The organism is Streptomyces sp. SA15, from assembly GCF_002291145.1.
Taxonomy (GTDB): Bacteria; Actinomycetota; Actinomycetes; order Streptomycetales; family Streptomycetaceae; genus Streptomyces.
This window is the reverse complement of sequence record NZ_NTGE01000073.1, coordinates 34,615-61,138: the sequence shown is the minus strand read 5'-3', so window position 1 is coordinate 61,138 and position 26,524 is coordinate 34,615. Positions and strand designations below refer to the sequence as shown.

Annotated in this window: 25 protein-coding genes and 1 pseudogene; 17 read left to right on the top strand and 9 right to left on the bottom strand. The window is 69.9% G+C overall.

Annotation, left to right across the window (positions count from 1 at the left end):
- Positions 1 to 368: 368 nt before the first annotated feature.
- Both CLM62_RS12155 and CLM62_RS12150 read right to left on the bottom strand, forming a co-directional pair.
- Complete coding sequence (locus CLM62_RS12155; protein ID WP_095749839.1) at positions 369 to 974, bottom strand: MBL fold metallo-hydrolase; 606 nt, start codon at positions 972 to 974, stop codon at positions 369 to 371.
- Positions 975 to 1,117: 143 nt separating this feature from the next.
- A complete protein-coding gene (locus tag CLM62_RS12150) occupies positions 1,118 to 1,735 on the bottom strand; it encodes an ABATE domain-containing protein (RefSeq protein WP_257003814.1) in 618 nt (205 codons plus the stop codon).
- Positions 1,736 to 1,822: 87 nt separating this feature from the next.
- Between CLM62_RS12150 and CLM62_RS12145 the strand changes: the two genes are divergently transcribed.
- From CLM62_RS12145 to CLM62_RS12130, 4 genes and pseudogenes are all read left to right on the top strand, one after another.
- Complete coding sequence (locus CLM62_RS12145) at positions 1,823 to 2,590, top strand: MBL fold metallo-hydrolase (RefSeq protein ID WP_095749837.1); 768 nt, start codon at positions 1,823 to 1,825, stop codon at positions 2,588 to 2,590.
- Between the two features lie 104 nt (positions 2,591 to 2,694).
- Positions 2,695 to 3,795 (top strand): LLM class flavin-dependent oxidoreductase, encoded by a 1,101-nt coding sequence (locus tag CLM62_RS12140; protein WP_095749836.1) that lies wholly within the window; start codon positions 2,695 to 2,697, stop codon positions 3,793 to 3,795.
- 113 nt (positions 3,796 to 3,908) lie between these two features.
- Positions 3,909 to 5,234 carry an MFS transporter gene (locus CLM62_RS12135; RefSeq protein WP_095749835.1) on the top strand — a complete coding sequence of 442 codons (1,326 nt, stop codon included), beginning with the start codon at positions 3,909 to 3,911 and terminating at the stop codon, positions 5,232 to 5,234.
- A 165-nt stretch (positions 5,235 to 5,399) separates the two neighbouring features.
- Positions 5,400 to 5,705 (top strand): annotated as a pseudogene (locus CLM62_RS12130) (VWA-like domain-containing protein); the annotation flags it as partial.
- A gap of 144 nt (positions 5,706 to 5,849) precedes the next feature.
- Here the strand turns inward: CLM62_RS12130 and CLM62_RS12125 are convergent.
- The 3 genes from CLM62_RS12125 to CLM62_RS12115 all read right to left on the bottom strand — a co-directional run bounded on the left by CLM62_RS12125 (position 5,850) and on the right by CLM62_RS12115 (position 8,128).
- Entirely contained in the window at positions 5,850 to 7,250 is a 1,401-nt protein-coding gene (locus tag CLM62_RS12125) for a cytochrome P450 (protein WP_095749834.1), read from the bottom strand.
- A 246-nt stretch (positions 7,251 to 7,496) separates the two neighbouring features.
- Positions 7,497 to 7,856, bottom strand: coding sequence for a hypothetical protein (locus CLM62_RS12120; RefSeq protein WP_218835589.1), 360 nt, complete (start codon positions 7,854 to 7,856; stop codon positions 7,497 to 7,499).
- Positions 7,844 to 8,128 (bottom strand): hypothetical protein, encoded by a 285-nt coding sequence (locus CLM62_RS12115; protein ID WP_218835588.1) that lies wholly within the window; start codon positions 8,126 to 8,128, stop codon positions 7,844 to 7,846. Before CLM62_RS12115 ends, CLM62_RS12120 begins: the two co-directional genes overlap by 13 nt.
- 155 nt (positions 8,129 to 8,283) lie before the next feature.
- On the opposite strand from CLM62_RS12115, the gene CLM62_RS12110 reads away from it, so the two are divergent.
- The 6 genes from CLM62_RS12110 to CLM62_RS49960 all read left to right on the top strand — a co-directional run bounded on the left by CLM62_RS12110 (position 8,284) and on the right by CLM62_RS49960 (position 15,543).
- The gene (locus CLM62_RS12110; RefSeq protein ID WP_095749833.1) at positions 8,284 to 8,505 is read left to right on the top strand and encodes a hypothetical protein; all 222 of its coding nucleotides are present in this window, start codon (positions 8,284 to 8,286) and stop codon (positions 8,503 to 8,505) included.
- A gap of 423 nt (positions 8,506 to 8,928) precedes the next feature.
- Positions 8,929 to 9,351 (top strand): hypothetical protein, encoded by a 423-nt coding sequence (locus CLM62_RS12100; RefSeq protein ID WP_179382058.1) that lies wholly within the window; start codon positions 8,929 to 8,931, stop codon positions 9,349 to 9,351.
- Positions 9,341 to 9,997 (top strand): hypothetical protein, encoded by a 657-nt coding sequence (locus tag CLM62_RS12095; RefSeq protein WP_095749830.1) that lies wholly within the window; start codon positions 9,341 to 9,343, stop codon positions 9,995 to 9,997. Before CLM62_RS12100 ends, CLM62_RS12095 begins: the two co-directional genes overlap by 11 nt.
- Positions 9,998 to 9,999: 2 nt before the next feature.
- Positions 10,000 to 14,760 carry a putative T7SS-secreted protein gene (locus CLM62_RS12090; protein WP_095749829.1) on the top strand — a complete coding sequence of 1,587 codons (4,761 nt, stop codon included), beginning with the start codon at positions 10,000 to 10,002 and terminating at the stop codon, positions 14,758 to 14,760.
- 8 nt (positions 14,761 to 14,768) lie between these two features.
- On the top strand, positions 14,769 to 15,119 hold the full coding sequence (locus tag CLM62_RS12085) for a hypothetical protein (protein WP_095750052.1): 351 nt from the start codon (positions 14,769 to 14,771) through the stop codon (positions 15,117 to 15,119).
- Positions 15,120 to 15,381: 262 nt separating this feature from the next.
- Positions 15,382 to 15,543 (top strand): hypothetical protein, encoded by a 162-nt coding sequence (locus CLM62_RS49960; RefSeq protein WP_179382057.1) that lies wholly within the window; start codon positions 15,382 to 15,384, stop codon positions 15,541 to 15,543.
- A 326-nt stretch (positions 15,544 to 15,869) separates the two neighbouring features.
- On the opposite strand, the gene CLM62_RS12080 is transcribed toward CLM62_RS49960, so the two are convergent.
- A complete protein-coding gene (locus CLM62_RS12080) occupies positions 15,870 to 16,292 on the bottom strand; it encodes a YjbQ family protein (protein WP_095749828.1) in 423 nt (140 codons plus the stop codon).
- A 123-nt stretch (positions 16,293 to 16,415) separates the two neighbouring features.
- On the opposite strand from CLM62_RS12080, the gene CLM62_RS53015 reads away from it, so the two are divergent.
- From CLM62_RS53015 to CLM62_RS12055, 6 genes are all read left to right on the top strand, one after another.
- Entirely contained in the window at positions 16,416 to 16,499 is an 84-nt protein-coding gene (locus CLM62_RS53015; RefSeq protein WP_313884353.1) for a putative leader peptide, read from the top strand.
- A gap of 132 nt (positions 16,500 to 16,631) precedes the next feature.
- Positions 16,632 to 17,516 (top strand): ABC transporter permease, encoded by an 885-nt coding sequence (locus CLM62_RS12075; protein WP_095749827.1) that lies wholly within the window; start codon positions 16,632 to 16,634, stop codon positions 17,514 to 17,516.
- Positions 17,489 to 18,232: an ABC transporter ATP-binding protein gene (locus CLM62_RS12070; RefSeq protein ID WP_095749826.1), complete on the top strand. Its 744-nt coding sequence runs from the start codon at positions 17,489 to 17,491 to the stop codon at positions 18,230 to 18,232. Before CLM62_RS12075 ends, CLM62_RS12070 begins: the two co-directional genes overlap by 28 nt.
- Positions 18,233 to 18,275: 43 nt before the next feature.
- Entirely contained in the window at positions 18,276 to 19,301 is a 1,026-nt protein-coding gene (locus tag CLM62_RS12065; protein ID WP_095749825.1) for an ABC transporter substrate-binding protein, read from the top strand.
- A gap of 1 nt (position 19,302) precedes the next feature.
- Positions 19,303 to 20,442 carry an LLM class flavin-dependent oxidoreductase gene (locus CLM62_RS12060; protein ID WP_095749824.1) on the top strand — a complete coding sequence of 380 codons (1,140 nt, stop codon included), beginning with the start codon at positions 19,303 to 19,305 and terminating at the stop codon, positions 20,440 to 20,442.
- A gap of 42 nt (positions 20,443 to 20,484) precedes the next feature.
- Positions 20,485 to 21,552 (top strand): NAD(P)-binding domain-containing protein, encoded by a 1,068-nt coding sequence (locus tag CLM62_RS12055; RefSeq protein WP_095749823.1) that lies wholly within the window; start codon positions 20,485 to 20,487, stop codon positions 21,550 to 21,552.
- A gap of 63 nt (positions 21,553 to 21,615) precedes the next feature.
- On the opposite strand, the gene mltG is transcribed toward CLM62_RS12055, so the two are convergent.
- Together mltG and CLM62_RS12045 are read right to left on the bottom strand one after the other, a co-directional pair.
- Positions 21,616 to 22,467: an endolytic transglycosylase MltG gene (gene mltG / locus CLM62_RS12050; RefSeq protein ID WP_095749822.1), complete on the bottom strand. Its 852-nt coding sequence runs from the start codon at positions 22,465 to 22,467 to the stop codon at positions 21,616 to 21,618.
- A 43-nt stretch (positions 22,468 to 22,510) separates the two neighbouring features.
- Positions 22,511 to 24,313, bottom strand: a complete 1,803-nt coding sequence (locus CLM62_RS12045; RefSeq protein ID WP_095749821.1) for an ABC transporter ATP-binding protein — start codon at positions 24,311 to 24,313, stop codon at positions 22,511 to 22,513.
- Positions 24,314 to 24,406: 93 nt separating this feature from the next.
- On the opposite strand from CLM62_RS12045, the gene CLM62_RS12040 reads away from it, so the two are divergent.
- Entirely contained in the window at positions 24,407 to 24,856 is a 450-nt protein-coding gene (locus CLM62_RS12040; protein WP_095749820.1) for a MarR family winged helix-turn-helix transcriptional regulator, read from the top strand.
- 75 nt (positions 24,857 to 24,931) lie between these two features.
- On the opposite strand, the gene CLM62_RS12035 is transcribed toward CLM62_RS12040, so the two are convergent.
- Positions 24,932 to 26,401, bottom strand: a complete 1,470-nt coding sequence (locus CLM62_RS12035) for a cation:dicarboxylate symporter family transporter (protein WP_095749819.1) — start codon at positions 26,399 to 26,401, stop codon at positions 24,932 to 24,934.
- Positions 26,402 to 26,524 lie beyond the last annotated feature (123 nt).

Sequence of the window (26,524 nt, the reverse complement as noted above, 5' to 3'; positions counted from 1 at the left end):
ACTTTGTGCACTAATGGCGTCATGACCTACGTGATTCATGGCGCCACGGGCGCCCAGGGTGCCACCGTCGTCGCCGCTCTCGCGGCCGAGGCCCAGGTTCCCGTAACGCACTCACCCAGCGCCACACTGACCTGAAGAGCGAGTTCCACGAGAAGGTCTGCGCCCGGGGCGAAATGCCGGACAACGAGAAGCGGCTGCGCCAGCAGCTGGCCGACCGTGCCGGTGTCGTCCGGTACTGCCGACGCAGCCGCGGGACCGCGACAGCGCAAATCCGGGGCCGCCTGGCCTGCGGTGATCGTCCGATGCCGGGGCCAGATCCAGCAGGCGTACCGCGAGCGAGCACCGGATGACGACGGCGAAGCCGATCTTTAGATGGGGGTGTTCTCGTCGGGGACGAAGGGCTCTCCATGGCCGGGGACGATCAGGGAGGGCCTGAGGGCGAGGATCTTGCGGCGGGAGGCGCGCAGGCCCTCGTGATCGTCGGAGGTGGGATCTTCGGCGGGGCCGTGGACGCTCCACCAGGCGTGGGTGAGGACGACCCTCCCTTCGGCGGTTTCCGCGACGGTGGAGATGTCCTGTGGAGTGTGGCCGGGCGTTTCGATCAGGCGGATCGAGGGGGAGAGCTGGTATCCGTCGGCGGGCCGGTCGTACCAGAGGTCGTTGTGGTAGGCGGCCCAGACGTCGTGGGCGCGCGCGTTGGGGAAAAGGGCGGCATTGAGGGTGTGGTCGGGGTGGTGGTGGCTGAAGACCACGTCGGTCACCTGCTCGGGGCTGATTCCGGCGGCGGCGAGCGGATCGAGGATGAGTTTGCGGTCCTCGACCATGCCGGGGTCGACGACGACGATCGTGTCGCCGTCGCGCAGGAGGCCGACGGTCGAGGCGACGTGCCACGGCTTCTCGCGGCCGTCGCGATCCGCATTGCGTGCGTCGAGGCTGTCGTAGCCGGTGGTCAGCAGGGTGAATGTGGCCGTCATGAGAGGTGATGGTCCTTCGTCGATCGTGGGGAATGACCGGATGGAGAGCGAGGTGTGCCGTCCATGCCGGGGGCTCGAGGGTGTGCGAAACCGCGCCCCGGCGCGGGTCCGGTGAACCGGCGGCGAGGCGGAGGAGGCCGAACTCAGTCGGCGGTGGTCTGGGTGCGGCGGGCGTAGGCGCGGGCGGCGCGGGCTCGGTCGCCGCAGCGGACCGAGCACCAGTGGCGGCGCCCGGCACGGAGCAGGTAGCGGTTGCAGGGGGTGGAGGGGCAGGCCGTCAGGCGTTCGGCGTCGGGCCCGGTGAGCAGGTCGGCGGCGTCGGCGGCGAGGATGCCGAGGGCCTGGTCGACGATCTGGTCGATGGGGTGCGGGGCGGTGCGGTGCATGCCGCGGACCGCATCCCAGCCGAGCGGGGAGGCGGTGGGGACCCGTGTGAGGGCGTCGTTGACGGCCGCCAGCGCGGTGGCGGGAGCCGGATGCCCGCCGACCTGGGCGGCGAGCAAGGCGCGTACCTGCTCGCGCAGGGAGCGCAGACGTGCCGCGCAGATCTCCTGCATACCGGCGTCCGCGGGAGCCAGGTTGTGGTCCACCAGCCACTGGTTGGCCCCGGAGGGCGTGCCCAACGCATCGAGGAACTGGCCGCCCGGCAGGGCGATGGCGCTGTTGGCGAGGTCAAGGGCGGGGTAGCGCTCAGCGCCCGGTGCCGGCGGCAACCCCGGGCCGACAGAGTCAACGGTGGTGGCGGTATCAGTCTCACTCACGCATCTCACGCTACAGCTTGCTTCTATCCGTGACAAACGCCTATGGTCACGGATGTAAGCCAATCTATCCGTGAGGTGGTTCTCGTCATGGCAGCAACCGGCGTGTCCAGCGAGCAGGTCCCCATCCGTGTCTTCGGCGGTCCGACCGCACTCATCGAGTACGGCGGGCTGCGGTTCCTGACCGACCCGACCTTCGACGCCCCCGGCACCTACCCCTCGGGGCTGGCCAAGACCGCGCCCGCCTCCGCCGCGCCCGCTGATCTGGGCCGTATCGATGTGGTGCTGCTGTCGCACGACGAGCACGACGACAACCTCGACGCCTCGGGCCGGGCCCTGCTCGCCGATGTCCCGCTGACCCTGACCACACCCAGTGGCGCGGGCCGGCTGGGCGGCACCGCACGCCCCCTGAAGGACTGGGAGTCCATCGAGCTCGACCGCCCCGGTGGCGGCACGATCACCGTCACCGGCGTCCCGGCCCTGCACGGTCCCGGGGCACGCGCGGACCTCGAACCCGTCGTCGGCGAGGTCGTCGGCTTCGTCCTGAGCGGTGACGGCCTGCCCACCGTCTACGTCAGCGGCGACAACGCCCAGCTCTCCCTGGTCCGTGAGATCGCCGACCGTTTCGGCCCGGTGGACACCGCTGTGCTGTTCGCCGGCGCAGTCCGCACCCCCGTCCTGGACCGCGCGCTGCTCACGCTCGACAGCGCTCAGGCCGCCGAGGCCGCCCGCATCCTGGACGCCCGCCGCATCGTGCCCCTCCACTTCGACAGCTGGGCCCACTTCACCGAGGGCCGCGAGCAGCTCGTGGACGCCTTCACCACCGCCGGACTGATCGACCGCGTCGAACTGGCCTGACCCTGCACGCCCGGCCGCTGCGGTGCGCCACGAGCGCACCGCAGCGGCCCATTCCCCCGGCCCGGCCACCCGCGCCAGGCCGGTGCACCGCAGAAGGAATCCCCGTGAACGACCCGATCAAGGGCACGGCCCGCGGCTCCGCTCCCGCGCCACTGTCCGTCCTCGACACCGCCCTGGCCGGCCGCGGCATCAGCGCCGCCGACGCCCTGTCCGGCAGCATCGCACTGGCCGAACTCGCCGAGAGGCGCGGCTTCACCCGCTACTGGGTGACCGAACACCACTCCATGCCCGGCGTCTCCTCCTCCAGCCCCGCCGTCCTGCTGGCCCGGCTGACCGCCCACACCACGCGGCTGCGGCTCGGGGCGGGCGGAGTGATGCTGCCCAACCACCCCCCACTGATCGTCGCCGAGCAGTACGGCCTGCTCCAGGCCCTCGCCCCGGACCGGATCGACCTCGGTCTGGGCCGTGCCCCGGGCACCAACCAGGCCACCGCCGCCGCCCTGCGGCGAGGCCGCTCGGACGACGACGACTTCCCACAACAGGTCGTCGAGCTGCTGCGCTTCCTCGACGACGACTTCCCCGAAGAGCACCCCTACCGCGAGCGCGTCTACGCCGTGCCCGGACCGGGACAGGACAAGGAGAACGGTCTTCCGCAGACGACCGGCCGCCCCTCGGTCTGGCTGCTGGGATCCTCCGGATACTCCGCCCAGCTCGCCGCCCGCCTGGGCCTGCCCTTCGCCTTCGCCGCGCACTTCTCCCCCGGTCACGTCGCCGGTGCGCTCCAGCTCTACCGCGACCGGTTCACCCCCTCGGCCGTACTCACCGAGCCGTACGCACTGGCCAGCTTTGCCGTCATGGCCGCCGACGACGAGCACGAGGCCCTGCGCCAGACACGCAGCTACGCCCACAGCATGATGCGCATGCTCCACGGCAAGTCCTACCTCGTACCCACCCCCGACGAGGCCGCCTCCTACCCCTACACCGCCTCCGAGCAGCACGTCCTCGACCACTGGACCAACAGCGTCCTGCACGGCACCCCCGACCAGGTCACCGCGCACCTCAACCGCCTGCACGAGACAGCCCGCCCCGACGAGATCATGATCGCCAGCGTGGGCCACACCCCTCAGGCGCTCCTGCACTCGACCGAACTCATCGCCGACGCCTACACCCTGCCCTCCACACCGGTCCTCGCGTCCGCGCGCTGAACCGGCCTCGCTGCCGGGCAGTGGGCGCAGACCCCATCGAGCAGTCGGACAGGCAGCCACATCAGGCGCCGCAACACCACGCCCACCACCGCTGGGCCCGTAACGGAGACACCATGCACAACATTGCGACGACGCCCCCCAGCGGGCCGACGGACGCCCCATCGGCCACTCCTGCGCCTTCTCTGCCTGAGACGCAAAGGCGCATCCTGGTCATCCTGCTGGCGTCCCAGGTCCTCAGCGGCGTGGGACTCGCGGCCGGTGTCACCGTTGCCGCCCTGCTGGCTCAGGACATGCTCCACTCCACCACCCTGGCCGGGCTGCCCAGCGCCCTACTCACCGCAGGCTCCGCCCTCGCCGCCGTCATCATCGGCCGCATCTCCCAGACCTGCGGGCGCCGCCCCGGCCTGGCCGCCGGCTACCTCGCAGGCGCCCTCGGCGGTGCCGGAGTCGTCGTCGCCGCCGCCCTCGACAACCCCGCCCTGCTCTTCATCTCCCTCTTCCTCTACGGCACCGGCACCGCCGCCAACCTCCAGGCCCGCTACGCCGGAGCCGACCTCGCCGCCCCGCGCCACCGCGCCCGAGCACTGTCCACCGTCCTGGTCGCCACAACCCTGGGCGGTGTCGTCGGCCCCAACCTCACCGCCCCCGCCGGACACCTCGCCACCACCCTCGCATTGCCCCCGCTGAGCGGGCTGTTCCTCATCTCCAGCGCCGCGTTCGCCCTGGCCGCCCTGACTCTGCTGATCTGGCTGCGTCCCGACCCCCTCCTGCTCGCCCGCACCCTCCCCACCGAGCCAGAGGCACCAGAGCGCACCGGCACCGGGCCGGCGCCAGACGTCCCGCAGCCCGCCACACCCCGCCGCCCCAGCCTGCCGCTGGGAGTACTGGTAATGGTCCTCAGCCAGCTCGTCATGGTCGCGATCATGACGATGACCCCCGTGCACATGCACGACCACGGCCACAGCACCGCCGCCTCCGGCCTCGTCATAGCCCTGCACGTCGGCGCGATGTACCTGCCCTCCCCCCTGACCGGAGCACTCACCGACCGCTACTGCCCCACCGCGACGGCCGCCGCATCCGGCCTGACCCTGCTGGCCGCCGGCACCCTCGCGGCCGCCGCGCCGGCCGACTCCGTCCTTCTGCTCACCCTCGCTCTCATCCTGCTCGGCATCGGCTGGAACCTCGGCCTCGTCAGCGGCACCACCATCATCACCAACGCCGTCCCCCTGGCCACGCGAGCCAAGACCCAAGGCATGGTCGACGTCGCCATCGCCATCGCCGGAGCCACCGGCGGCATGACCTCCGGAATCGTCGTCGCAGCGGCCAGCTACCCCTTCCTCGCCCTCACCGGAGCCGCCTTCGCCCTCGCCCTCCTCCCCGCAGTCATCGTCACCGCCCAGAAAGGCTCGCCCCGCACACCTCGCTCGGAACGCCGATAGAGCAGCACCGAACCCTGAGCCCGCCCAGACACTCCGCAGTAACTGAACCGCCAGGCGCAGGAGAGCTCCGTGCCATGGCTGCCGCGGCTACTCGCACAGGTCAAGGGCGGAGGCAACTGAACCCTCTGCCTCAATTCAGTTCAACACGCTGAACTTGACAGAGAAGTGCCGTGCGACGCGGCGGCCGGAATGGTCCATCCGCTGTGCCGTGCCGAGGGGATACCGCTGCTGGGCGGAGGAGGTACGGATCTGCGCGCCGGCTTCGCGAAGGCACTCCGGGCACGGCCCCGCCCCGATGTCGTCGTGATCCTGACCGACGGCCACACACCGTGGCCGGACACACGACCACCGTGCCGGACGGTGGTGGGTCTGTTCGCCCGGCAGCAGGGAGGCCCGTCGTGGGACGAGAACGATCCCGACTACGTGCCGGACTCGCCGCCCGCCTGGGCACGTGTGGTGGACATCGGGTGAGCGGCCCCCGGCCCGGCGCGCGGCCGCCCCGCCCAGCGCGGCGCCGTCACTCCCGGACCACGACGTTGCGTCGCACCGGCCGCGAGACGGACCGTTCCTGGTCCTGGACGACGACACCTGGACCGCCTTGCCGCCGCGCCGAGTTCAGCGGCCGGCGCGGATCAGCCCCGTCAGATAGCGCCACAGCGATGAGCGCTGCCGGGCGGACGGGTCCGGCATCACCGTCTCGGCCGGCTCCGACGCCGAGTCGTGCGCCGACGGCCGGTCGGGCACCGAGGCGAGTTCGTACCGTACCGGCAGCGAGCGCAGGCCCCGCATGAAGGGCGAGGAGCGCCACGGCAGTTGGTCGACGGGGAGGGCGAGGTCCAGATGGGAGAAACGCTCGAACAGGCGGCCCACACCCACCGCCGCGACCGTGGACGCGAGCTCGCGCGCCGGGCACTGGCGGCGCCCCGCGCCCCAGGCCAGGTGGGCCCGGCTGCTGACCGTGGTGCTCGGCGCCACGTTGTCGGCGAAGAGCGGGTCGGCGTGCGCCGCGGCGGAGGAGACCCACACCGGGTCGCCCGCCCGGATCGTGTAGTTCCCGAGTGGGGTGTCCTTGGCCGCGAAACGCGGGACGAAGTTCACCAGCGGCGGCTTGCGCATGACCACCCGGTTCATGGTCTCCCTGACCATCCCCGCGGACAGGCTGGCACGCGCGCCGCCGTCACCCGAGATGACCTCGACCACCGTGTTGGATATGAGGATGCCGACGTGGTCGGACGTCATGCCCAGCAGCATGAACAGCTCACGGGCCAGCTCGTCGAGGGAGAGATCGGGGTGCGCGGCCAGCAGGTGCGAGGGAAAGTCGTCCCCCGGCGTCTTGAGCTTCATCGCCGCCAGGTCCGCCAGTGTCGCCAGCAGCCGCTCCAGGGCGGGCTCCGCGTCCGGACCCGCGTCCAGCACCCGCCACATGTCCATCAGCGCGTCGTCGCCCTGTGAACCGGGGAAGCCGAGCAGATGGCTGGCCACCATCAGCGGCAGTGGCCGGGAGAACTGAGCGGACAGGTCCGCCAGGCCCGTACCGCCTGCCTGACCCACCAAGGTGATCAGTTCGTCGGCGTAGGCGGTGACGGCCGTCTTCAGTCTCTTCGCCTGGGGGTGGCGCGGGTCCTGGAACGGCTTGAGGGCCGCGTCCCACGCGGTCCGCAACGGCCGGTATCCGGGACCGCCCTGGATCAGCACATGGTTGACCTCCAGGGACGGCCCGAGCGGCCAGTCGGCCGGCACGCGGCCCTCCGAGCGGGCCCGCCAGTTCTCCAGCCCCTTGGGCCACCCGTCGTCGTCCTGGAGCACCTGGAGCGACTCCCGATAGCCCAGGACCAGCCAGGCGGGTACGCCCAGCAGGTCGACCGGCGCGACCGGGCCGTGCCGCTGCCTGAGCCGCTCGTAGACGAGCGAGGGACGCGTCTCGTAGTCCCGGGTCAGCAGCGGGTCCGGAGTCATCGCCTCCAACCGGGTGTCGTCCAGGTCCACGGATCCGCCATCGCCCCACTGGGATTCCATCGTCTTGCCGCCCCTCCCGACACTCCCCGCACCGGCATACCAGTCGGTAACTGGAAACGGTGGGGACCCTACCCCAGGCCGCGTCCGCGAGCGAAGACGGGTGCGCGAGGCTGCCCCGGCGCACGCGACCACGTGCGTCGCCGTGGCGCGGACACGGCTTGTGGCGGGCGCGGACACGGCTCATGGGGGGGTGCGGACACGGCTCATGGCGGGTGCGGACACGGCTCATGGCGGGTGCGACTTCCGTCACGGCGCCGAGCATTCCGGGTCGTCGACGATCACCGAGTTCGCCGGAATTATCACAATGTCGTTCCGGTCCTCCGCCTGCTCGAACCGGGTGGTGACGTAGCCCCGCTTGCCGTCCCCGACACACTTCGTGGCGAGGTTTCCGAAGCCGTCCGGGAAGTTGTAGATCTCCGCCGCGGTGTCCTCGCCCGCCTTCCCCTTCACCGGGGCGTCGCCCTTGCCCCGCTCGTCATCGTCCCGGGAGCAGCCGGTGAGCAGGAGGGCGAGCAGCAGCGCACCACAGGTGGCGACGCTCGCTCGCACCGGCCGCCCGCGGGGCTTCCCCGGCCGCTGCCGTGCGGTCATGCTCAGCTCGCGCATGACGCGTCCTCGACGATCTGGATGTTCGAAGGACCGTCGGCGTTCGTCGTGACGTACGCGCGGAAGCCGTGGCCCACGCACTTCGTGGCGAGATTTCCGAAGCCGTCCGGCATGTTGTACACCTCGGCCGGAGTGTCGTCGCCCTTGCGGCCCTTCACCGGGGCGTCGCCCTTGCCTCGCTCGTCGTCGTACTCCTGCGAACACCCCACAAGAAAACTTCCCGCGGTCAGCACCACTGCCGCGGCCCAGACCGACGCTCGTACACGCATCATCACTAGTCCCCCGTACCGGCAAGCTGGATGGCGTTCCTGAAGACAGCTCGGCGGCCTGGTCCGGTTCCGCCGGTGGCCTGCTGGCATGGGTTCGATCATGGCAAGTGGCAGCAACGCGCCCGCCATGCCGGTCCAGCAGGCGCATACTGGTGACAATGAGAAAGTCACCCATGCCCAAGCGCCATCTGCCGACCAGCCCCTTCCAGGCCCCGGTCGCGCCAACTCCCAAGCATTTCACCGTAGGAAGCCGCGTCACACACGATGTGTACGGCCTCGGCCGGGTGACCGGCGTCGAGGAGGGGATCGCGGTTCTCGTCGATTTCGGTTCGGTACAGACACGGATCTTGAGCCCGTACACCAAGCTGACCAATCTCTGAGATCTGCTGCGCCTGCGCCGGTCGAGGCGCAGCAGGCGGTCGCCCGCTTCCCGGCATCGGAAGCGGTTCGTCCGCACACCGCTCTACTTGGCATGCCCACAACGGAAAGTGAGTCGTCCCATCGACACGACCGCGCTGTTCTCCGACCCGGAGCCGACCCCCCTCCGGGCCACGACGGAATCACCGCCTCCGCACAGGAATCCCTTCCAGGCCCCGGCCGTGAAGGAGGACACGGAGGACACCTCCCCAGCTACCACCGCCTCGGCCCCGGCCACGGTCCCCGGCACCCGGAAGCAACCACGCGGCCGCCACACTTCGTAACTGCCCTCTCCCGCCCGCGGAAATCTCCACGAGAACCGACCCTGTCATGTCACGCGTCCTGATCTACGGTGCCATCAGTGACCTGTGACGAGGGAGGGGCCCGTGGAGCAGGCAAAGACAGCGCTCGCCGAGCGAATAGCCGAGCGGAGAAGGGGAATCGGCGACCCTCGCGCACTGGTCGGTGAGATGCGGCGCTCGGTCCTTCTGGTGCCGACGGCCGACGGAGGCCTCTGGTCGGCGCGGTCGGGCGGGGTGCGGTGGATCTGCGGGTTCACCGACGAGGCCGCGCTGGCCCGGTTCGCCCTGCGTCACTCATCCGGTGACCAGCCCATGGACTACGCGGCGCTGCTGGGCGCCCGCATCGTCGACGAGGTCGTGCCGTCCCTGGACGAGCCCGCCGGCCTCGCCGTCGACATCGCCACCGAGGACGGGTCGATGTTCTTCCCGCCGGTCGTCGGCGTCGTTCCGGACGGCGTCGCCGTCGACTCCGGCGAGGCACAGGAGGGGCGCGGCCATGGGCGGTGACGGGGCCGACCTGCAGTTCGACAAGGCGTCTGTCGCGAAGTTCACGCAGGGCGTGGGTGCGACCATCGACCAGCTCGGGGAACTCGGCGGCGCCACCGGTTCGGTGATGGGCAAGGGCTTCTCGGAGCTGTCGATGACCGGGATGGAGGCCGGGCACCACGGCCTCTCGGTCGACTTCGAGGACTTCTGCGAGCGCTGGGAGTGGGGGGTGCGAGCCCTGGTGAGCGACGCCAGCGCGCTCGCGAACCGCCTCGGTCTGGCGGCGGGCACCCAGTGGGAGCACGACCAGTACGTCGAGGGCTCACTGAAGGTGGGCGTGAACTCCGTGATGGGCGGCAACCCGCACGCCACCGAGGAGGAGATCACCCAGCAGGACTGGGGCGAGGTGTTCACGCCGGACGCCCTGAACCCGGACTGGAGCGCCGAGTCGTTCGAGCGGGCCGGTCAGGACATGGAGCAGACCTGGAAGGACACCGGCCGCACCGTCCTCACCGAGGGCCAGGGCGGCCAGCGCTCGGAGGTACTCAAGGACACGCTCGGTATCTCCGACGACCAGTGGAACCAGGCGCTGGACGACACCTTCGGCCCGTCGGCGGAGGAGCGCGCCCAGCAGGCACGGCAGCAGGGTGAGTCCGGGGGGAACTGACTGTGGGTATCGGCGACTTCATCAGTGACATCACGCCCGACTCGGTCGAGAACGCGGTCGAGGACGGCGTCGAGTGGGCCGGCAACCGCGTCGAGGACGCCGGGAACTGGACCGCCGACCGGCTGGAGGACGTCGGCTGGGAGTCCGGTGCGGACTGGGTGCGCGAGCAGTCCCGTTCGGTCGCCAACCGGATGGGCGCCGAGGTCGACGAGATGGACCTCGGGCAGACCGAGGACAAGACCAAGCTGATCTACGGCAGCCCGGGCAAGCTGGACGCCACCGCCCAGAAACTCCGGGCCTTCCAGACGGCCTTCGACAACGCCGGCGACGGCCTCAAGGGCCTGGACTCCTCCCGGCTCAAGGGCGAGACGGCCGACGCTCTGCGCACCGCGGTGAGCACCCAGCCACCCAAGTGGTACGCCGCCGCCGATGCCTGCGCGAAGGCGCTCGGCGCGCTCGACGCGTTCACCGGCACCGTCACCTGGGCGCAGGGACAGGCGCAGACGGCGATAGACAAGTGGAAGGAGGGTGTCAAGGCGTCCGAGGACGCCGCCGACGCCCACCGCAAGAAGGTCGACGACTACAACGCCGCCGTCGACCGCTACAACGCCCAGCCCGCCGACAAGCGCAACCCGTCCTCGCTCCCTCCCAGGCCCGCGGCGACGTTCGACGACCCCGGCAAGAAGCTGATGCAGGAGGCCCAGGACATCCTCGCCGAGGCCCGCAAGCAGCGGAACACGGCGGCGGAGACCGCGCGCACGGCGGTCCGCGCTGCCCGCGACATGGCCCCTCAGAAGCCGTCGTACGCCGACCAGTTGAGCGACGGGCTCCAGGAACTGCAGATCATGGGCGACCACGTCGGCGGCGGCATCATCAAGGGCACCGCGGGGATCCTCAACTTCGTCCGCAGCGTCAACCCCATGGACCCGTACAACCTCACGCACCCGGCCGAGTACGCCACGTCCCTCAACAGCCTGGCCGCGGGTCTGGTGGTCGCCGCCAACGACCCCATCGGCACCGGCACCCAGATGGTCAAGGACTTCATGAAGGACCCGGCCGAGGGTTTCGGCCGGCTGATTCCCGACCTCGCACTGACGGCCGCCACCGGTGGCGGCGGCGCCGCGGTGAAGGGCGTGCGCATCGCCGAGGAGGCCGCCGACGCGGCACGGGCGCGCAAGCTGATCGACGACACCCCGGACGGCACCCACAACCGACCGGACGGCGAACGCACCACCGACGGCACCGACCCGGTGGACCTCGCGTCGGGGCGGATGTTCCTGCCCCAGACCGACCTGGAACTGCCCGGCATCCTGCCGCTGACGTTCACTCGCCGCACAGAGTCCGGCTGTACGGCCGGCCGCTTCCTGGGGCCCGCCTGGTCGTCCACCGTCGATGAGCGGCTTGAGGTCGACGCGGTCGGCGTCGTCCACGTCACCGCCGACGGGCTCCTGATCACGTACCCGCACCCAGTCCCCGGCGCGCCCACCACGCCGGAATCGGGCCGGGCCCGCACCCTGCTGGCCCGCGACGCCGACGGCGACTACACGGTCACCGACCCCGACAGCGGCCTGATCTTCCACTTCACCGCCCCGTCCGGCAGCGAACCGGGGGGCGACGGCGTCGCCTGGCTGTCGGGCATCACCGAACGCAACGGCCACACGATCACCGTCGACCGCGGCGAGGACGGCCTGCCGCTGGCCCTGGTCCACTCGGCGGGCCACCAGGTGAAGCTGTCCGTCACCGACGGCCTGGTCACCGCCCTGTCCCTGGCCGGCGCGGGCGAGGGCGGCACGGACCTGCCCCTGATGAGCTACGGCTACGAGGACGGCAACCTCACCGCCGTCACCAAGCCCTCCGGCGCCACCACCGCCTTCGTCTACGACGACCGCCGCCGCGTCATCGCCTGGATCGACTCGGGCGGAAGCCGCTACGACTACGTCTACGACGACCGCGACCGCGTCGTGGCGGAGGGCGGCGAGGCCGGCCACGTCCAGCTCACCCTGGCCTACACCGAACCGGATGCCGAGACCGGCCACCGCACCACCACCCTCACCACCGCCGGCGGACACACCACCCGCCACGTCATCGACAACCACTGCCGGGTGATCGCCACCACCGACCCCCTCGGCCACACCACCCGCTCCACCTACGACACCCACGGCAACCTCCTCACCCGCACTGACCCATTGGGCCGCAGCACCGTCTACGCCTACGACGAAGAGGGCCAAGTGGTGTCCGCCACTCGGCCCGACGGGAGCGTGCTGCGCACCGTGCGCGGCCCGTTCGGCCTGCCGGTGGAGGCGATCGGTCCGGACGGGCACCGCACGACCTACACATACGACGAGCGCGGCAACCGCACCTCGGTCACCGAGTCGGCCGGACACACAACGCGCTACGGATACGACCAGCACGGCCGCCTGGCCTCCGTCACCGACGCCCTCGGCGCCACGACACGGATGGTCTGCGACGCGGCGGGCCTGCCGGCGGAGGTCACCGACCCGGTCGGCGGAGTCACCCGACTGGAACGCGACGCCCTCGGCAGAGTCATACACATCACCGACCCGGTCGGCGGAGTCACTCGCTTCACCTGGGACGCGGACGGCAATCTCGTTGGCCGAACCGCCCCGGACGGCGCCACCGAGTCATGGACCTACGACGGCGAGGGCAACTGCCTCACCCACACCGACCCGGCCGGAGGAGTGACCCGTTTCGAGTACACCCACTTCGACCTCCTCGCCACCCGCACGCAACCGGACGGCTCCCGATACGAATTCGAGCACGATGCCGACCTGCGCCTGACCCGGGTGACGAACCCTCAGGGCCTCACCTGGAGTTACGAGTACGACCCGGCGAGCCGCCTTGTATCGGAAACCGACTTCGACGGCCGAACCCTCAGCTACCATCTCGATGCCGCAGGGCAATTGATGTCCCGGACCGACGCCCTCGGCGGCGTCCTCACCCTGGAGCACGACCAGCTCGGCCGAATGATCAGGAAGGACGCCGGAGGTAGGACCACCACCTACGCGTACGACGCATCGGGACGTCTCTTGCAGGCATCCGGCCCGAACGGCGACCTGATCCGCCAGTACGACCGGCGCGGCCTGCTCAAGACCGAACTCGTCGACGGCCGCGCCATCACCTACATGTACGACGCACTCGGCCGCCGGACTCGACGGGTGACCCCGACCGGCCATGTCACCACGTATGCCTATGACGTGGCAGGCCGCCTCGACCTGATGGCCGCGAGCGGCCATCAGGTCGACTTCACCCATGACGCCGCTGCCCGTGAAGTGTCCCGTTCCTACGGCGACACGATGACTCTGTCATCCGTCCGGGACGAAGTCGGCAGGCTTTCCGCCCAGCACCTCACGGCCGGTGGACAAGCCCTGAACAGCCGTACGTACACCTACCGTGCCGACGGCCACCTCACCTCCGTGATCGATCAGTTGTCCGGCACCCGGTCGTTCGAACTCGACAGCGTCGGCCGTGTCACCACCGTCAACGCCCACGGGTGGACCGAACGCTACGCCTACGACGTCGTCGGCAATCAGACCGAAGCCTCCTGGCCCTCAACCCATCCGGGCCACGAGGCAACCGGCCCTCGCACGTACACCGGCACCACGATCACCCGTGCCGGTGACAGCCGCTTCGAACACGACCGTCTCGGGCGCGTGGTCCTCAGGCAGCGGACCCGCCTGTCGCGCAAGCCGCGGACCTGGCGTTACGCATGGGACTCCGAGAGCCGCCTCACCTCGGTCGTCACGCCGGACGGCACCCTCTGGAAGTACCGTTACGACCCACTGGGCCGCCGCATCGCCAAGCAGCGTCTCGCGGACGACGGTGAAACCGTCCTGGAGGAAACCCGTTTCACCTGGGACGGCATGGTCCTGTGCGAACAGACGACCGTCTCCCATGACCTGCCGAACATCGTCGCACTCACCTGGGACCATCGCGGCTCGACTCCCCTCTCGCAGACCGAACGCATCCTCGCCCGCGACGCGGGTCAGCGGGAGATCGACCGCCGCTTCTTCGCCATCGTCACGGACCTCGTCGGCACCCCGACCGAACTGGTCGCCGAGAACGGGGACATCGCCTGGCGCACCCGGTCCACCATCTGGGGCACCACCGCCTGGAACCGGAGCAGCACCGCCTACACGCCCCTCCGCTTTCCCGGCCAGTACCACGACCCCGAAACCGGATTCCACTACAACCTCTTCCGGCACTACGACCCCGCCACGGCCCGCTATCTCACCCCGGATCCGCTCGGCCTCGCTCCCGCGCCCAACCCGGCCGCCTACGTCCACAATCCGCACACCTGGACGGACCCACTTGGCCTTTCTCCCTATCAAGATAAGGGAGGAAACGCGGAGATCGATCCCCGAAAGCTCGATTACCTGTTCAACAAGGACATCAAACCGGACTCGCACAACTCACCGAGGGCGCTCCAGAACGAACTGCAACTCCACCGGATCGGCATACCGGACACTCCAGAGATGCGGCAATACGTCACCGATCATCTGGCTCATAGCGCCCAACAACCGTTCGGGCGCACATTCAACAAGGAGTGGCCCGGCGGAAGCGGTGAATTCGGCGTGACCGAATCTGTCCTCTACGGCCCGCACGGAGCACTTGGTGTCGAGAGCACCTGGCAGATCCTGCCGGACGGCGGGCATAGACTCTCCACAGTCATCTTCCGCGGCAGTGGCCCGAATGTAAGCATTCACGGCAGTCTGGACCACTGGCCGCCGTACAGTGGAAAGTGAAGGCGGACGTGTACCGAGAGTTCCTCACCCCCGACGACGAAGAGGTCTACGAGGCCATCGGCGAATGGCCGGATTCGGACGAGAGTGGCGCACGGGTCCTCACCATGCAGGATAATTCGGGACAATCTCTCATTTTTTCCTACGATGCGCTGGCGAGGTCGGTGAGGATCCGTTGGATGAACGATCGGGGAATCGAGATGCTGGATTTCTTCCGTGAAAGCGCAACGCGCCTTTCCTTCACTTCAGGTCAATCGACCAAGCACATTTCCATCGATTTCCACACGGGCGAGTGCACGGGGACCATGGAAATCCAGGTGACACCCCATATTTCGGTACGCGACCGCCTCCTCTTCCAATAGGAAGCACATCCCCTTCCCACAGTGGGCAGCACGCCTTGGCTGAAACTTGGTGGGAGGCCCGACGCGCTTCCCAGGCGAACGGGGAACGGGTCCAAGGAGCACTCGGCGCTCTCTTCGACCGGGTGTTGGCGGGGCAGTTCTGACGTACTCCATCCACCTGTTGTGCCGGTTACCCCCGAGGACATCATGGAGGGCAGGATTCCGGGCAAGAACGGCTACATGGCTCCGGCAGAGCAGAGCAGATCAGATGAGGCGGCACGGTATGAGGATCACCCTCGGCGACGACTGGACCGCGACGGTGATGGGCGAACCCCTGCGCGTCACCCCGCACTTCGACTTCTCGAGCCCCGGTGTGCACCTTGCGCCGTACGCGAACCGGGCGGAAAGCGAGCGCTTCCTCCTGGACACCTTCGGCAGCCAGTAGTGGCTGTGGGACGCCCCGGACACGCTCGGGTTCGACCGGGCCAGCAGCGACGCGGGCGGCGGACGGCACGACGCCGTCCGGATCCGGTGAGGGTACGCGCACGTGTACCTACTCCCGAGGACCCTGAGCGCCAGGTCACGGACACTCCGCTGCCCGTCACCCAGCGCTCCTGGTCCAGGCCGACGCGGTCGCCGGCCGGAGCTTGACCGAGCCGCCCCGGTACCTGACCACCGGGTACGCCGCTCCCGACCTCGCCCCGCCGGGCACAAGCCCTGCACCAACTCGTCGTCCGCCTGATCGAGGACCACGAGAACTGGTGATCCTGGTCAGCCTAGGAAGGTGAGGCGTACCTTCCGCTCGGGGTTGTCCTTGTTGGTGTCCACGAGACACACCGACTGCCACGTCCCCAGCTCCAGCCTCCCGCCGACGACCGGAAGCGTGGCGTGTGGCGGGACGATCGCCGGGAGGACGTGGTCGCGGCCGTGGCCGGGACTGCCGTGCCGGTGCTGCCAGCGGTCGTCGGCGGGGAGGAGGGTGTGCAGGGCGGCGAGGAGGTCGTCGTCGCTGCCCGCGCCCGTTTCGATGATCGCGATGCCGGCCGTCGCATGCGGCACAAAGAGGTTCAGGAGGCCGTCCCGGCCGGCGGCCATCTCCCGCAGGAAGGCCTCGCAGTCGCCGGTGAGGTCGGCGACGCGTTCCGTGGAACCGGTGGCCACGTTCAGGACTCGGGTGGTGAAAGCGTCTGACATGCCTCCATCCTGCACCCACGCGCCGCGCCCACACGCGATCCCTCCGCCCGGGGCCTGATACGAGAGTTCCACTCCGCGAGACACCATTGACCTCGGCCGCGCCATCTGGCTACGTTCGGGCGCATGTTGCGTTCAGCCCTGCTCACCACGCGCGGTCACATCGACCTGCTGCGGGTGGCCTCCGCCGCGTGTCGTCGCGGCCGCTGACGCCCTCTCACTTTCCTCCCGCCTGATTCGCGCAGTCACACCCGCACGTCCCTGACTCATCCCTGAGCTGAGGCGTGTCGGCGCTCCCAGGCGTGTCTCCTCACCGGCCGCTCTCCTCCCCGTGGAGCACTCATGAGCATCAGCCATGCCCCGCCCGGCTCTCCCGAACCCGATATTTCGGAAATATCCAAGTCTGCTGCCTCCCAGCCGGCACCCGACCTCGAACCCCTCCTCCCCACCTCCTCCCGCCGCACCCGCGTCCCCCGCTGGCTGCGCCGCACCACCGGCCCGCTCCTGCTGCTCGCGTTGTGGCAACTCCTCAGCAGCACCGGCGTGTTGACCCCCGACGTGCTCGCCTCGCCGGGCCGGATCGCCGAGGTCGGCCGGGATCTGATCGTCGACGGTTCGCTGCCCTCCGCCATGGGCACCTCGTTGCAGCGCGTGGCGGCCGGACTGCTGCTCGGCACCGTCGTCGGCACCGGACTCGCCCTCGTCTCGGGCCTGTTCCGGATCGGCGAGGACCTCGTGGACGCCCCCGTCCAGATGCTGCGGACCGTGCCCTTCGTGGGACTCATCCCGCTGTTCATCATCTGGTTCGGCATCGGCGAGGCCCCCAAGGTCGCCATCATCACGCTCGGCGTGACCTTCCCGCTCTACCTCAACGTGTACGCCGGCATCCGCGGCGTGGACGCGCAGCTGATCGAGGCCGGGGAGTCCCTCGGGCTCTCGCGGTGGGGGCTGGTACGGCACGTCGTCCTGCCGGGTGCGCTGCCCGGGGCGATGACCGGCCTCAGGTACTCCCTCGGCATCGCCTGGCTCGCGCTCGTCTTCGCCGAGCAGGTCAACGCGGACTCGGGCATCGGGTTCCTCATGGTCCAGGCGCGGGACTTCCTGCGGACCGACGTGATCGTGGTCTGCCTGATCGTCTACGCCTTCCTCGGCCTGCTGGCCGACTTCGTCGTCCGCTCCCTCGAAAGGCTGCTGCTGCAATGGCGACCGACGTTCACCGGCCGGTGACCACCACACCGTCGGCCGTGCGGGTCGAGGGGCTGACCCGCGCCTTCGACGGCCGTGCCGTCATCGACGATCTTCAACTCGACGTCCGCCCGGGCGAGTTCGTGGCCCTGCTCGGCCGCAGCGGCTGCGGCAAGTCCACCCTTCTGCGCATCCTGGCCGGCCTCGACCGGGACATCGAGGGCACCGTCCTCGTGCCCCGCCGCAAGGCCGTCGCCTTCCAGGCTCCGCGGCTCATGCCGTGGAAGAAGGTGTGGCGCAACGTGCTGCTCGGACTGCCGGGCAAGCCCGAACGCGCCGTCGCCGAGCGGGCCCTGAAGGAGGTCGGCCTGGACCAGCGTTCCGACGCCTGGCCCAAGACCCTCTCCGGCGGCGAGGCCCAACGCGCCTCGCTGGCCCGAGCGTTGGTCCGCGAGCCCGATCTGCTGCTGCTCGACGAGCCGTTCGGCGCCCTCGACGCCCTCACCCGGATCAAGGCCCAGCGTCTGGTCGGTGAGTTGTGGCAGCGCCGCGGGTGCGCCGTGCTGCTCGTCACGCACGACGTGGAGGAGGCCGTCCTCCTCGCCGACCGCGTCCTGGTGATGGACGGCGGTGTCATCGCCCACGAGCGGGAAATCGACCTGGACCGGCCGCGTGACATCACCGACCCGCGCTTCGCCGAGCTGCGCGCCGACCTCCTGGAACGCCTGGGCGTCGACACCGCGGCCGAAGCCGCCTGAACTCCCCTTCCACCACCCCTCGGTTCACAAGAACGGATCCACCATGCGACGACGCCTCGTCCCCGCCGCAATGCTCCTTCCCCTGGCCCTGCTCCTGACCGCCTGCGGCGGCAGCTCGGCGGCCTCGGCGGGTGGAGACACCGACGGCAGTGGCTCTCTCACGCTCAACGTCGGTGACCAGAAAGGGGGTTCGGAGGCCATCCTGCGGGCCGCCGGCGAGCTCGACAACCTCGACTACAAGATCAAGTGGTCCACCTTCACCTCCGGCCCACCGCTCCTGGAAGCCGTCAACGCGGGCGCCGTCGACATCGGCGGCGTCGGCAACACCCCGCCGGTCTTCGCGGCCGGCGCCGGCTCCAAGATCTCGGTGGTGGCCGCCTGGCACGGCACGTCCAAGGGCGACACCATCCTCGTACCGAACGACTCGAAGCTGACGAAGCCCGCGGACCTCAGGGGCAGGTCGGTCGCTGTGGCGCAGGGTTCCTCCGCGCACTACCAGTTGGTCGCCTCCCTGAAGAAGGCCGGGCTGAGCGTGAGCGACATCAAGGTCAAGTATCTCCAGCCGGCCGACGCGCTGGCCGCGTTCACCTCCGGGAAGGTGGACGCGTGGGCGGTGTGGGACCCGTATACCTCGCAGGTGCTCAAGGCCGAGCAGGGCCGTGTCCTCACCACCGGTGACGGGGTGACCAACGGGCTCACCTTCCAGGTGGCGGCACCGAAGGCGCTGAAGGACAAGAAAAAGACCGCCGCCATCAAGGACTACCTGGAGCGGCTGCGGCGCGCCTACAGGTGGGTGTACGACCACGAGGAGGAGTGGGCGAAGGTCTGGGCGAAGGACACCGGGCTGCCCGAGGAGGTGGCGCTGGCCGCGGTGAAGCGCACCTACACGACCCGGATCGAGGTCGCCGTCGACAAGCCGCTCATCGCCTCCGAGCAGGAGATCGCCGACACCTTCACCCAGCTGAAGCTCATCCCGCGCAAGGTCGACTTCGCCGATTTCACGGACGCACGGTTCAACGGCGACCTCCCGCCGTCGACCACCTCGCCCCGCCCCTCGGAAGGCTCGTGACATGACCGTACATCTCCACTGGTTCCTGCCGACGGGCGGCGACGGCCGCACCCTCGTCGACCGGCACGCGTACGCGTCCAACCACACCGGGCCCGTGCGCGGAGTGCGTCCGCCGGACATCGAGTACCTCGCCCAGATAGCCAAGGCCGCCGAGCAGTTGGGCTTCGAAGCGGTGCTCACACCGACCGGCACTTGGTGCGAGGACGCCTGGCTGACGACCGTGGCGCTCGCCCAGCACACCGAACGGCTGAAGTTCCTGGTGGCGTTCCGGCCGGGGCTTGTCTCGCCGACGCTCGCCGCGCAGATGGCGGCGACCTATCAGCGCGTCACGCGCGGCCGGCTGCTGCTGAACGTCGTCACGGGCGGCGACTCCGCCGAGCAACGGCGCTTCGGCGACCGGCTCGACCACGACCGGCGGTATGCCCGTACGGACGAGTTCCTGTCGGTCGTACGAGGGGTGTGGAGCGGTGAGCCGTACGACTTCGACGGCACCCACTATCAGGTCGACGGCGGGCTGACCGCGCTGCCGCCGGACCCGGTGCCGCAGCTGTTCTTCGGCGGGTCCTCCAAGGCCGCCGGGCCGGTCGCGGCCCGGCACGCGGATGTGTATCTGACCTGGGGCGAGCCGCCGGCACAGGTCAAGGAGAAGATCGACTGGATCCGGTCGCTCGCCGAGCGGGAGGGCCGCACGGTCCGCTTCGGGATCCGGATGCACACGATCTCGCGCGACTCGTCGGCCGAGGCGTGGGCGACCGCCCACCGGCTGCTCGACGACCTCGACGCGGACACCGTCGCGGCCGCGCAGGCGGCGCTCGGGCGGAGCGAGTCGGTGGGTCAGCGGCGCATGCTGGCCCTGCACGGCGGCTCCCGCGAGGAGCTGGAGATCTATCCGAACCTGTGGGCAGGGGTCGGTCTCGTCCGTGGCGGCGCGGGCACCGCCCTCGTGGGCAGCCATGCCGTGGTCGCCGACCGGATCGAGGAGTACCACGCGTTGGGCGTGGAGCACTTCGTGCTCTCCGGGTATCCGCACCTGGAGGAGGCGTACTGGTTCGGGGAGGGCGTGATCCCCGAACTGGCGGCCCGCGGACTGGTCGAGAACGCGACGACCGGTGCGCCGGTCCTCGTGGCAGGCGGGCGCTGACCTGTCGGGAAGATCCACGCACCCGGCGCGGTTAGTAGAACCGTGAACAACATCCAGGTAGTCGTCATAGGCGCCGGCCAGGCTGGTCTGGCCGGCGCCTATCACCTGCGCCGCACCGGCTTCGAGCCGGAACGCGACTTCGTGGTGCTCGACCACTCCCCCGGCCCCGGCGGCGCCTGGCAGTTCCGGTGGCCGTCGCTGACGTACGGCAAGGTGCACGGCATGCACGCGCTGCCCGGCCTGGAACTCACGGACGCCGATCCGGCGCGGCCGTCCTCGGAGGTCATCGCCGAGTACTTCGACACGTACGAGCGCACCTTCGACCTGCGGGTACGGCGGCCCGTCGATGTCCGCGCCGTGCGCGAGGGGGCGGGCGGGCGGCTGCTGGTCGAGACCTCGGCCGGGGACTGGTCGACGCGGGCGCTGATCAACGCGACCGGCACCTGGGACCGGCCGTTCTGGCCGCGCTACCCCGGCCAGGAGACCTTCCGGGGACGGCAGTTGCACACCGCTCAGTACCCGGGGCCCGAGGAGTTCGCCGGGCAGCGGGTCGTCGTGGTGGGCGGGGGCGCGTCCGGCACCCAGCACCTTCTGGAGATCGCCCCTTACGCGGCGGCCACCACGTGGGTGACCCGGCGGCCGCCCGTCTTCCGCGAGGGCCCCTTCGACGAGGACGCGGGCCGGACGGCGGTGGCGCTCGTCGAGGAGCGGGTACGGCGGGGCCTGCCGCCGAAGAGCGTGGTCTCGGTGACGGGGCTGCCGCTCAACGACGCGATCCGGCAGGGGCTGGGGGACGGTGTCCTGGACCGGCTGCCGATGTTCGAACGGATCACACCCGACGGGGTGGAGTGGCGGGACGGGCGGCGTGTGGACGCCGACGTCATCCTGTGGGCGACCGGGTTCCGGGCCGCCATCGACCATCTGGCACCGCTCAGGCTGCGCGAGCCCGGCGGCGGCATCCGCGTCGACGGCACGCGCGCGGTCGCCGATCCGCGGATCCACCTCGTGGGCTACGGCCCGTCGGCGAGCACCATCGGCGCCAACCGGGCGGGGCGTGCGGCCGTGCGGGACATCAGGAGGCTGCTGGCCGAGGAGACGGTCGCCGCGTGACGTCCCCTCCCGTCCCGGTCGGCGACGCGAGGCGTACGGCACGCCGCGCGCCCTGACCGGCGGTCACGTCGCGGACCGCGGACTCGCCTTCTGCTGGGCGTTGAACTCCGCGACGTTGCGCCGGTGCTCCGCGTAGTCCGCCGTGAAGCGCGTGTCGCCCGGCTTGACCGTGACGAAGTACAGCCAGTCGCCCGGGGGCGTATTGATCACGGCGCGCATCGCGTCCTCGCCCGGGTTGTCGATCGGCGTGGGCGGCAGTCCCATGCGCTGGTACGAGTTGTAAGGGCTCTGGATCCGTGTGTCCGCGTCCGTGGTCTTCAGTGCGAAGCGGCCCAGCGCGTAGTTGATGGTGGAGTCCATCTGCAGCGGCATGCCGCGCTCCAGGCGGTTCAAGATGACCCGGGCCACCTTTCCCATGTCGGCCTTGGTGGCGGCCTCGGCCTGGACGATGCTCGCGACGGTGACCGCCTGATAGACGTTCATCGCGTTGCGCTGGGCGCCGGCCGCGACGGGGGCGCCGTTGAACTTCCGGTTCGCGGTGTCGACCATGAACGACAGCAGGGACTCGGGCGTCGCCTTCTGGCCGTTGAGTTCGAGCGGATACGTCGCCGGGAAGAGGTAGCCCTCCGGGTTGCCCTCCGCGTCGTTCGGCAGCTTCAGGCTGGCCTTGCCGAGGGACTTCTTGGTGGTGCCCGCGGGCAGGGCGAGGGCCTTGTCGACGGCCTCGTACACTTGGCCGGCGCGCCAGCCCTCCGGGATCACCAGGGCGGCGGGCTTGTCCTCCCCGTCACCGGCCAGGGTCAGCAGCGGCACCGCCACGGCGGTGCCGGCCACGACGGCCCCGGTCGCGATGAGGGCGAGACGGCCCCGGCGCGTCAGTCGGATCGTGCTCCGTGGCGGATTGTTGATCTGCATGCGGGCACGGTAACCCGCTAAAGTCTACAAACCCGACATATCGTTATCTCGTCGGCTCCAGTTGGGCGTCCCGGCGGACCAGGGCCGCGTACCGCCCGTCCCGCGCCAACAACTCCTCGTGCGAGCCGCGTTCGGCCACCTGTCCGGACTCCAGGACCACGATCTGGTCGGCACCCCGAATGGTGGACAGGCGGTGCGCGATGGTGAGGGTGGTGCGGTTGGCCGAGAGCGCGTCGATGGCCTCCTGGACGGCGTGTTCCGTGCCGGTGTCCAGGGCGCTGGTCGCCTCGTCCAGGATCAGCACCGGCGGGTCGCGCAGGATGGTGCGGGCGATGGCCAGGCGCTGCTTCTCGCCGCCGGAGAAACGGTGGCCACGCTCGCCCACGATGGTGTCGTAGCCGTCGGGCAGGAAGGCGATGTGCTCGTGGATCTGGGCCGCCTTCGCCGCCTGCTGGAGCTCCTCGTCGGTGGCGTCCGGCTTGGCGAAGCGCAGGTTGTCGGCGACCGAGGCGTGGAAGAGGTACGTCTCCTGCGAGACGACGCCGATCGCGCGGGCGAGGGTGTCGAAGTCGAGGTCGCGGACGTCGACCCCGTCGAGGGTGACCCGGCCGCCCGTCACGTCGTAGAGCCGCGGCACCAGATAGCCCAGCGTGGACTTGCCGGCGCCGGTCGGGCCGACGACCGCGAGACTGCCCCCCGCGGGGACGGTGATGTCGACGCCGTCGAGAACGGGGCCGCTCTTCTCGCCGTATCGGAACTCGACGTCCTCGAAGCGGACCTCGCCCTTGACACGGTCGAGGTGGACGGGCCGCTCCCGCTCGGTGATGTCGATCGGCAGGTCGAGGTACTCGAAGATGCGCTGGAAGAGCGCGAGCGAGGTCTGGATCTGGACGCCGGTCGACAGCAGGCTCACGGCCGGACGGAACAGGCCCTGCTGGAGCGAGACGAAGGCCACGATGGTGCCGATGGAGATCTGGGGGCCACCTGTCTGGAGGGCGAGGCCGGCGGTCCAGTAGATGACGGCGGGCATGGCCGCCATGACGATCGAGATGACGGCCATGCGCCAGCGGCCGGCCATGTTCGACCGCACTTCGAGGTCGACCAACTCCTCGGACTCCTCGGAGAAGGACCGGGTCAGCGAGTCGGAGCGGCCCATCGTGCGGCCGAGCAGGATGCCGCTGACGGAGAGCGACTCGGTGACGGTCGCGGCCATCGCGGCCATCTGCTTCTGGCGCTGGGTGGTGATCTTCTTGCGTTCGCTGCCGACTCGGCGGCTGATCCATACGAAGACGGGCAGCAGGACCAGGGAGACGACGGTCAGGCGCCAGTCGAGGGCGACCATCGCGATGATCGTGGCGACCACGCTGGTCAGGTTGGAGACCAGGGAGGTGGCGGTCGAGGTGACGGTGGCCTGCATGCCGCCGATGTCGTTGGCGATGCGGGACTGGACCTCGCCGGTGCGCGTGCGCGTGAAGAAGGCGAGGGACATGCGCTGCAGGCGGCCGTAGACCGCGGTGCGCAGGTCGTGCATGACGCGCTGGCCGACCGTCGTGGAGATGAGGGTCTGCAGGACGCCGAAGATGCTGGTGAGGACGGCACTGAGGATCATGCCGAGTGCGAGCAGGCTCAGCAGGCCCGTACGGCCCTCGGGGATGGCGACGTCCAGCGTCTCCTTCAGCAGGAACGGGGTCGCCACGGTGACCAGGGACGAGGCGCCGACCAGCAGGCCGACGACCGCGAGCCGGCCGCGATAGGGCTTGAAGAGCTTGAGGATACGGCGCACCTGCCGGGGTTGCTCGGTCGAGGTGCCGGGTGTCGGGGTCCAGGTGACGTCGTCGCGGGGCATGGCTCCTACGGAGGGTGAGACGGTGAGGACTGACGGAGCTTAGCTCATTGTTACCTCTACTCACAATGAACGGGGTCCTGATATTGTTCCCGTATGACCACCCCCGATTCCGATGGTGTGCTCGCCGAGCAGTTGCTGCGACTCACACGCCGAGTGCACCGGATCCAGAAGCGCCATCTGGAGCGGCGCGGCCTCGGCGTGACCCCGGCGCAGTCCCGACTGCTGCGCACCCTCGCGCACTACGACGCGCCGCCCCGCATGGCCGACCTCGCCGAGCGGCTCGAGGTGGTCCCGCGTGCCGTCACGACACTGGTCGACGGACTGGAGACGAGCGGGAAGGTACGGCGGGCACCCGATCCGACGAACCGGCGGGTGATCCGGATCGAGCTCACCGACGACGGGCACAAGGCGCTGCGGGAGCTGCGGGAGGCGCGGCGGTCGGCGGCGGAGGAGATTCTGGCACCGCTGACGAATGAGCAGCGCGAGGTGCTGGGCGGATTGCTGGACACACTGATGGACGGGTCTGCCGCCCAGCGGTGCTGAGCACGCGAAACGGCCGCGGCCACCGCTCCGTACTGCTCGAGCGGTGGCCGCGGCCCGCCTGTTCGGCGTAGGACCTCAACTGGCCTCGGAGGCGGTCTCCTTGGTGGTCTGGGCCGGTACCGTGGCGCTCTTCTCGGACTCCGGCTGCACGGACTCCGGCTGCTCGGACCCGGGCTTCTTCAGCTCCGGCATCTTGGGCTCCGGCTTCTCCGAGTCCTCGTCGTCCTCGTCGTCCTCGCCCTCCGCTGCGACCACGATCTCGCCGTCCAGGACCTTCTTGGCCTTGTCGGCGTCCAGCGCGCCCTCCCAGCGGGAGACGGCGAACACGGCGACGCAGTTGCCGAGCAGGTTGGTCACGACGCGCATCGAGTCCATGATGCGGTCCACGCCGAGGAGCAGGGCGACGGCGCCGGCCGGGATGGCACCCAACGAGGAGGCGGTCGCGGACAGGGCGAGGAAGGCCGAACCGGGAATGCCCGCCATGCCCTTGCTGGTCAGCATCAGCACCAGGATCACGGTGATCTGCTGGCTCAGGCTGAGGTCCACGCCCACGGCCTGGGCGATGAACAGCGTGCCGATGGACAGGTAGAGCGAGGCGCCGTCGAGGTTGAAGGAGTAGCCCGTGGGCAGCACCAGACCCACGGCGTCGTCACGGGCGCCGGCCCGGCGCAGCTTCTGCATCACGCGCGGCATGACGGACTCGGTGGAGGCGGTGCCGAGCGCGAGGAGCATCTCCTCGCGGATGTAGCGCAGGAACTTCCAGAGGCTGAGTCCGGTGACCGCCTTGAGCGCGACGGCGAGGAGCACGATGAAGAACGCGGCGGCCGCGTAGCACAGGATGATCAGCTTGGCGTAGGTCTCGATGACGCCGAGGCCGTACTGGCCGATCAGGACGGCCATAGCGCCGAACACCGCGATCGGGGCGAGTCGCATGATGAAGCCGACGACCGCGAAGATGATCTCCTGAGCCTGCTCGATGGCGGGCAGCACCTTCGGCACCTTGGTGTGGCCGAGGTGGAGCAGCGCGGCGCCGACCAGGCAGGCCAGGATGAGCACCTGGAGGAGCTCATTCTCGGCGAAGGCGCCAATGAAGCTGGTGGGAATCGCGTTGACGATGAACTCGGTCGTCGAGGGCAGCGAACCGCCGCCCGTCTTCGCGTCCACCGCCGAGGTGTTCAGCGTGGACGGGTCGACGTTCATCCCCGAGCCGGGCTGGACGATGTTGGCGGCGAGGAGCCCGATGAGGAGGGCGAGGGTGCTCGCGACCTCGAACCAGATCAGCGCCTTGAGCCCGATCCTGCCGAACGCCTTCAGGTCACCGGCCTTGGCGATGCCGACGACGACCACGCAGAACACCAGGGGAGAGATGATCGTCTTGATGAGCCGCGTGAAACCGTCGCCGAGCGGCTGGAGTTCCGCGGCCACGTCGGGCCACAGCTTTCCGACGAGGATTCCGAGCACGAGTGCGCAGGCGACCTGCGCGAAGAGAGAGGTACGCAGGATGCGTGCGACGCGTCGCGGCAGCGACGGTACGGACGGCGGCACGGGCACTCCTTGAGGGGACTGATGACACGCAGAAGCCGGGGACAGGACTTCTGCAATACGGAAAGCGGATTCCGTGCCGATACTTTGGAGGCGCCGTTGATCCCGCACAAGACCGCCGTGTTT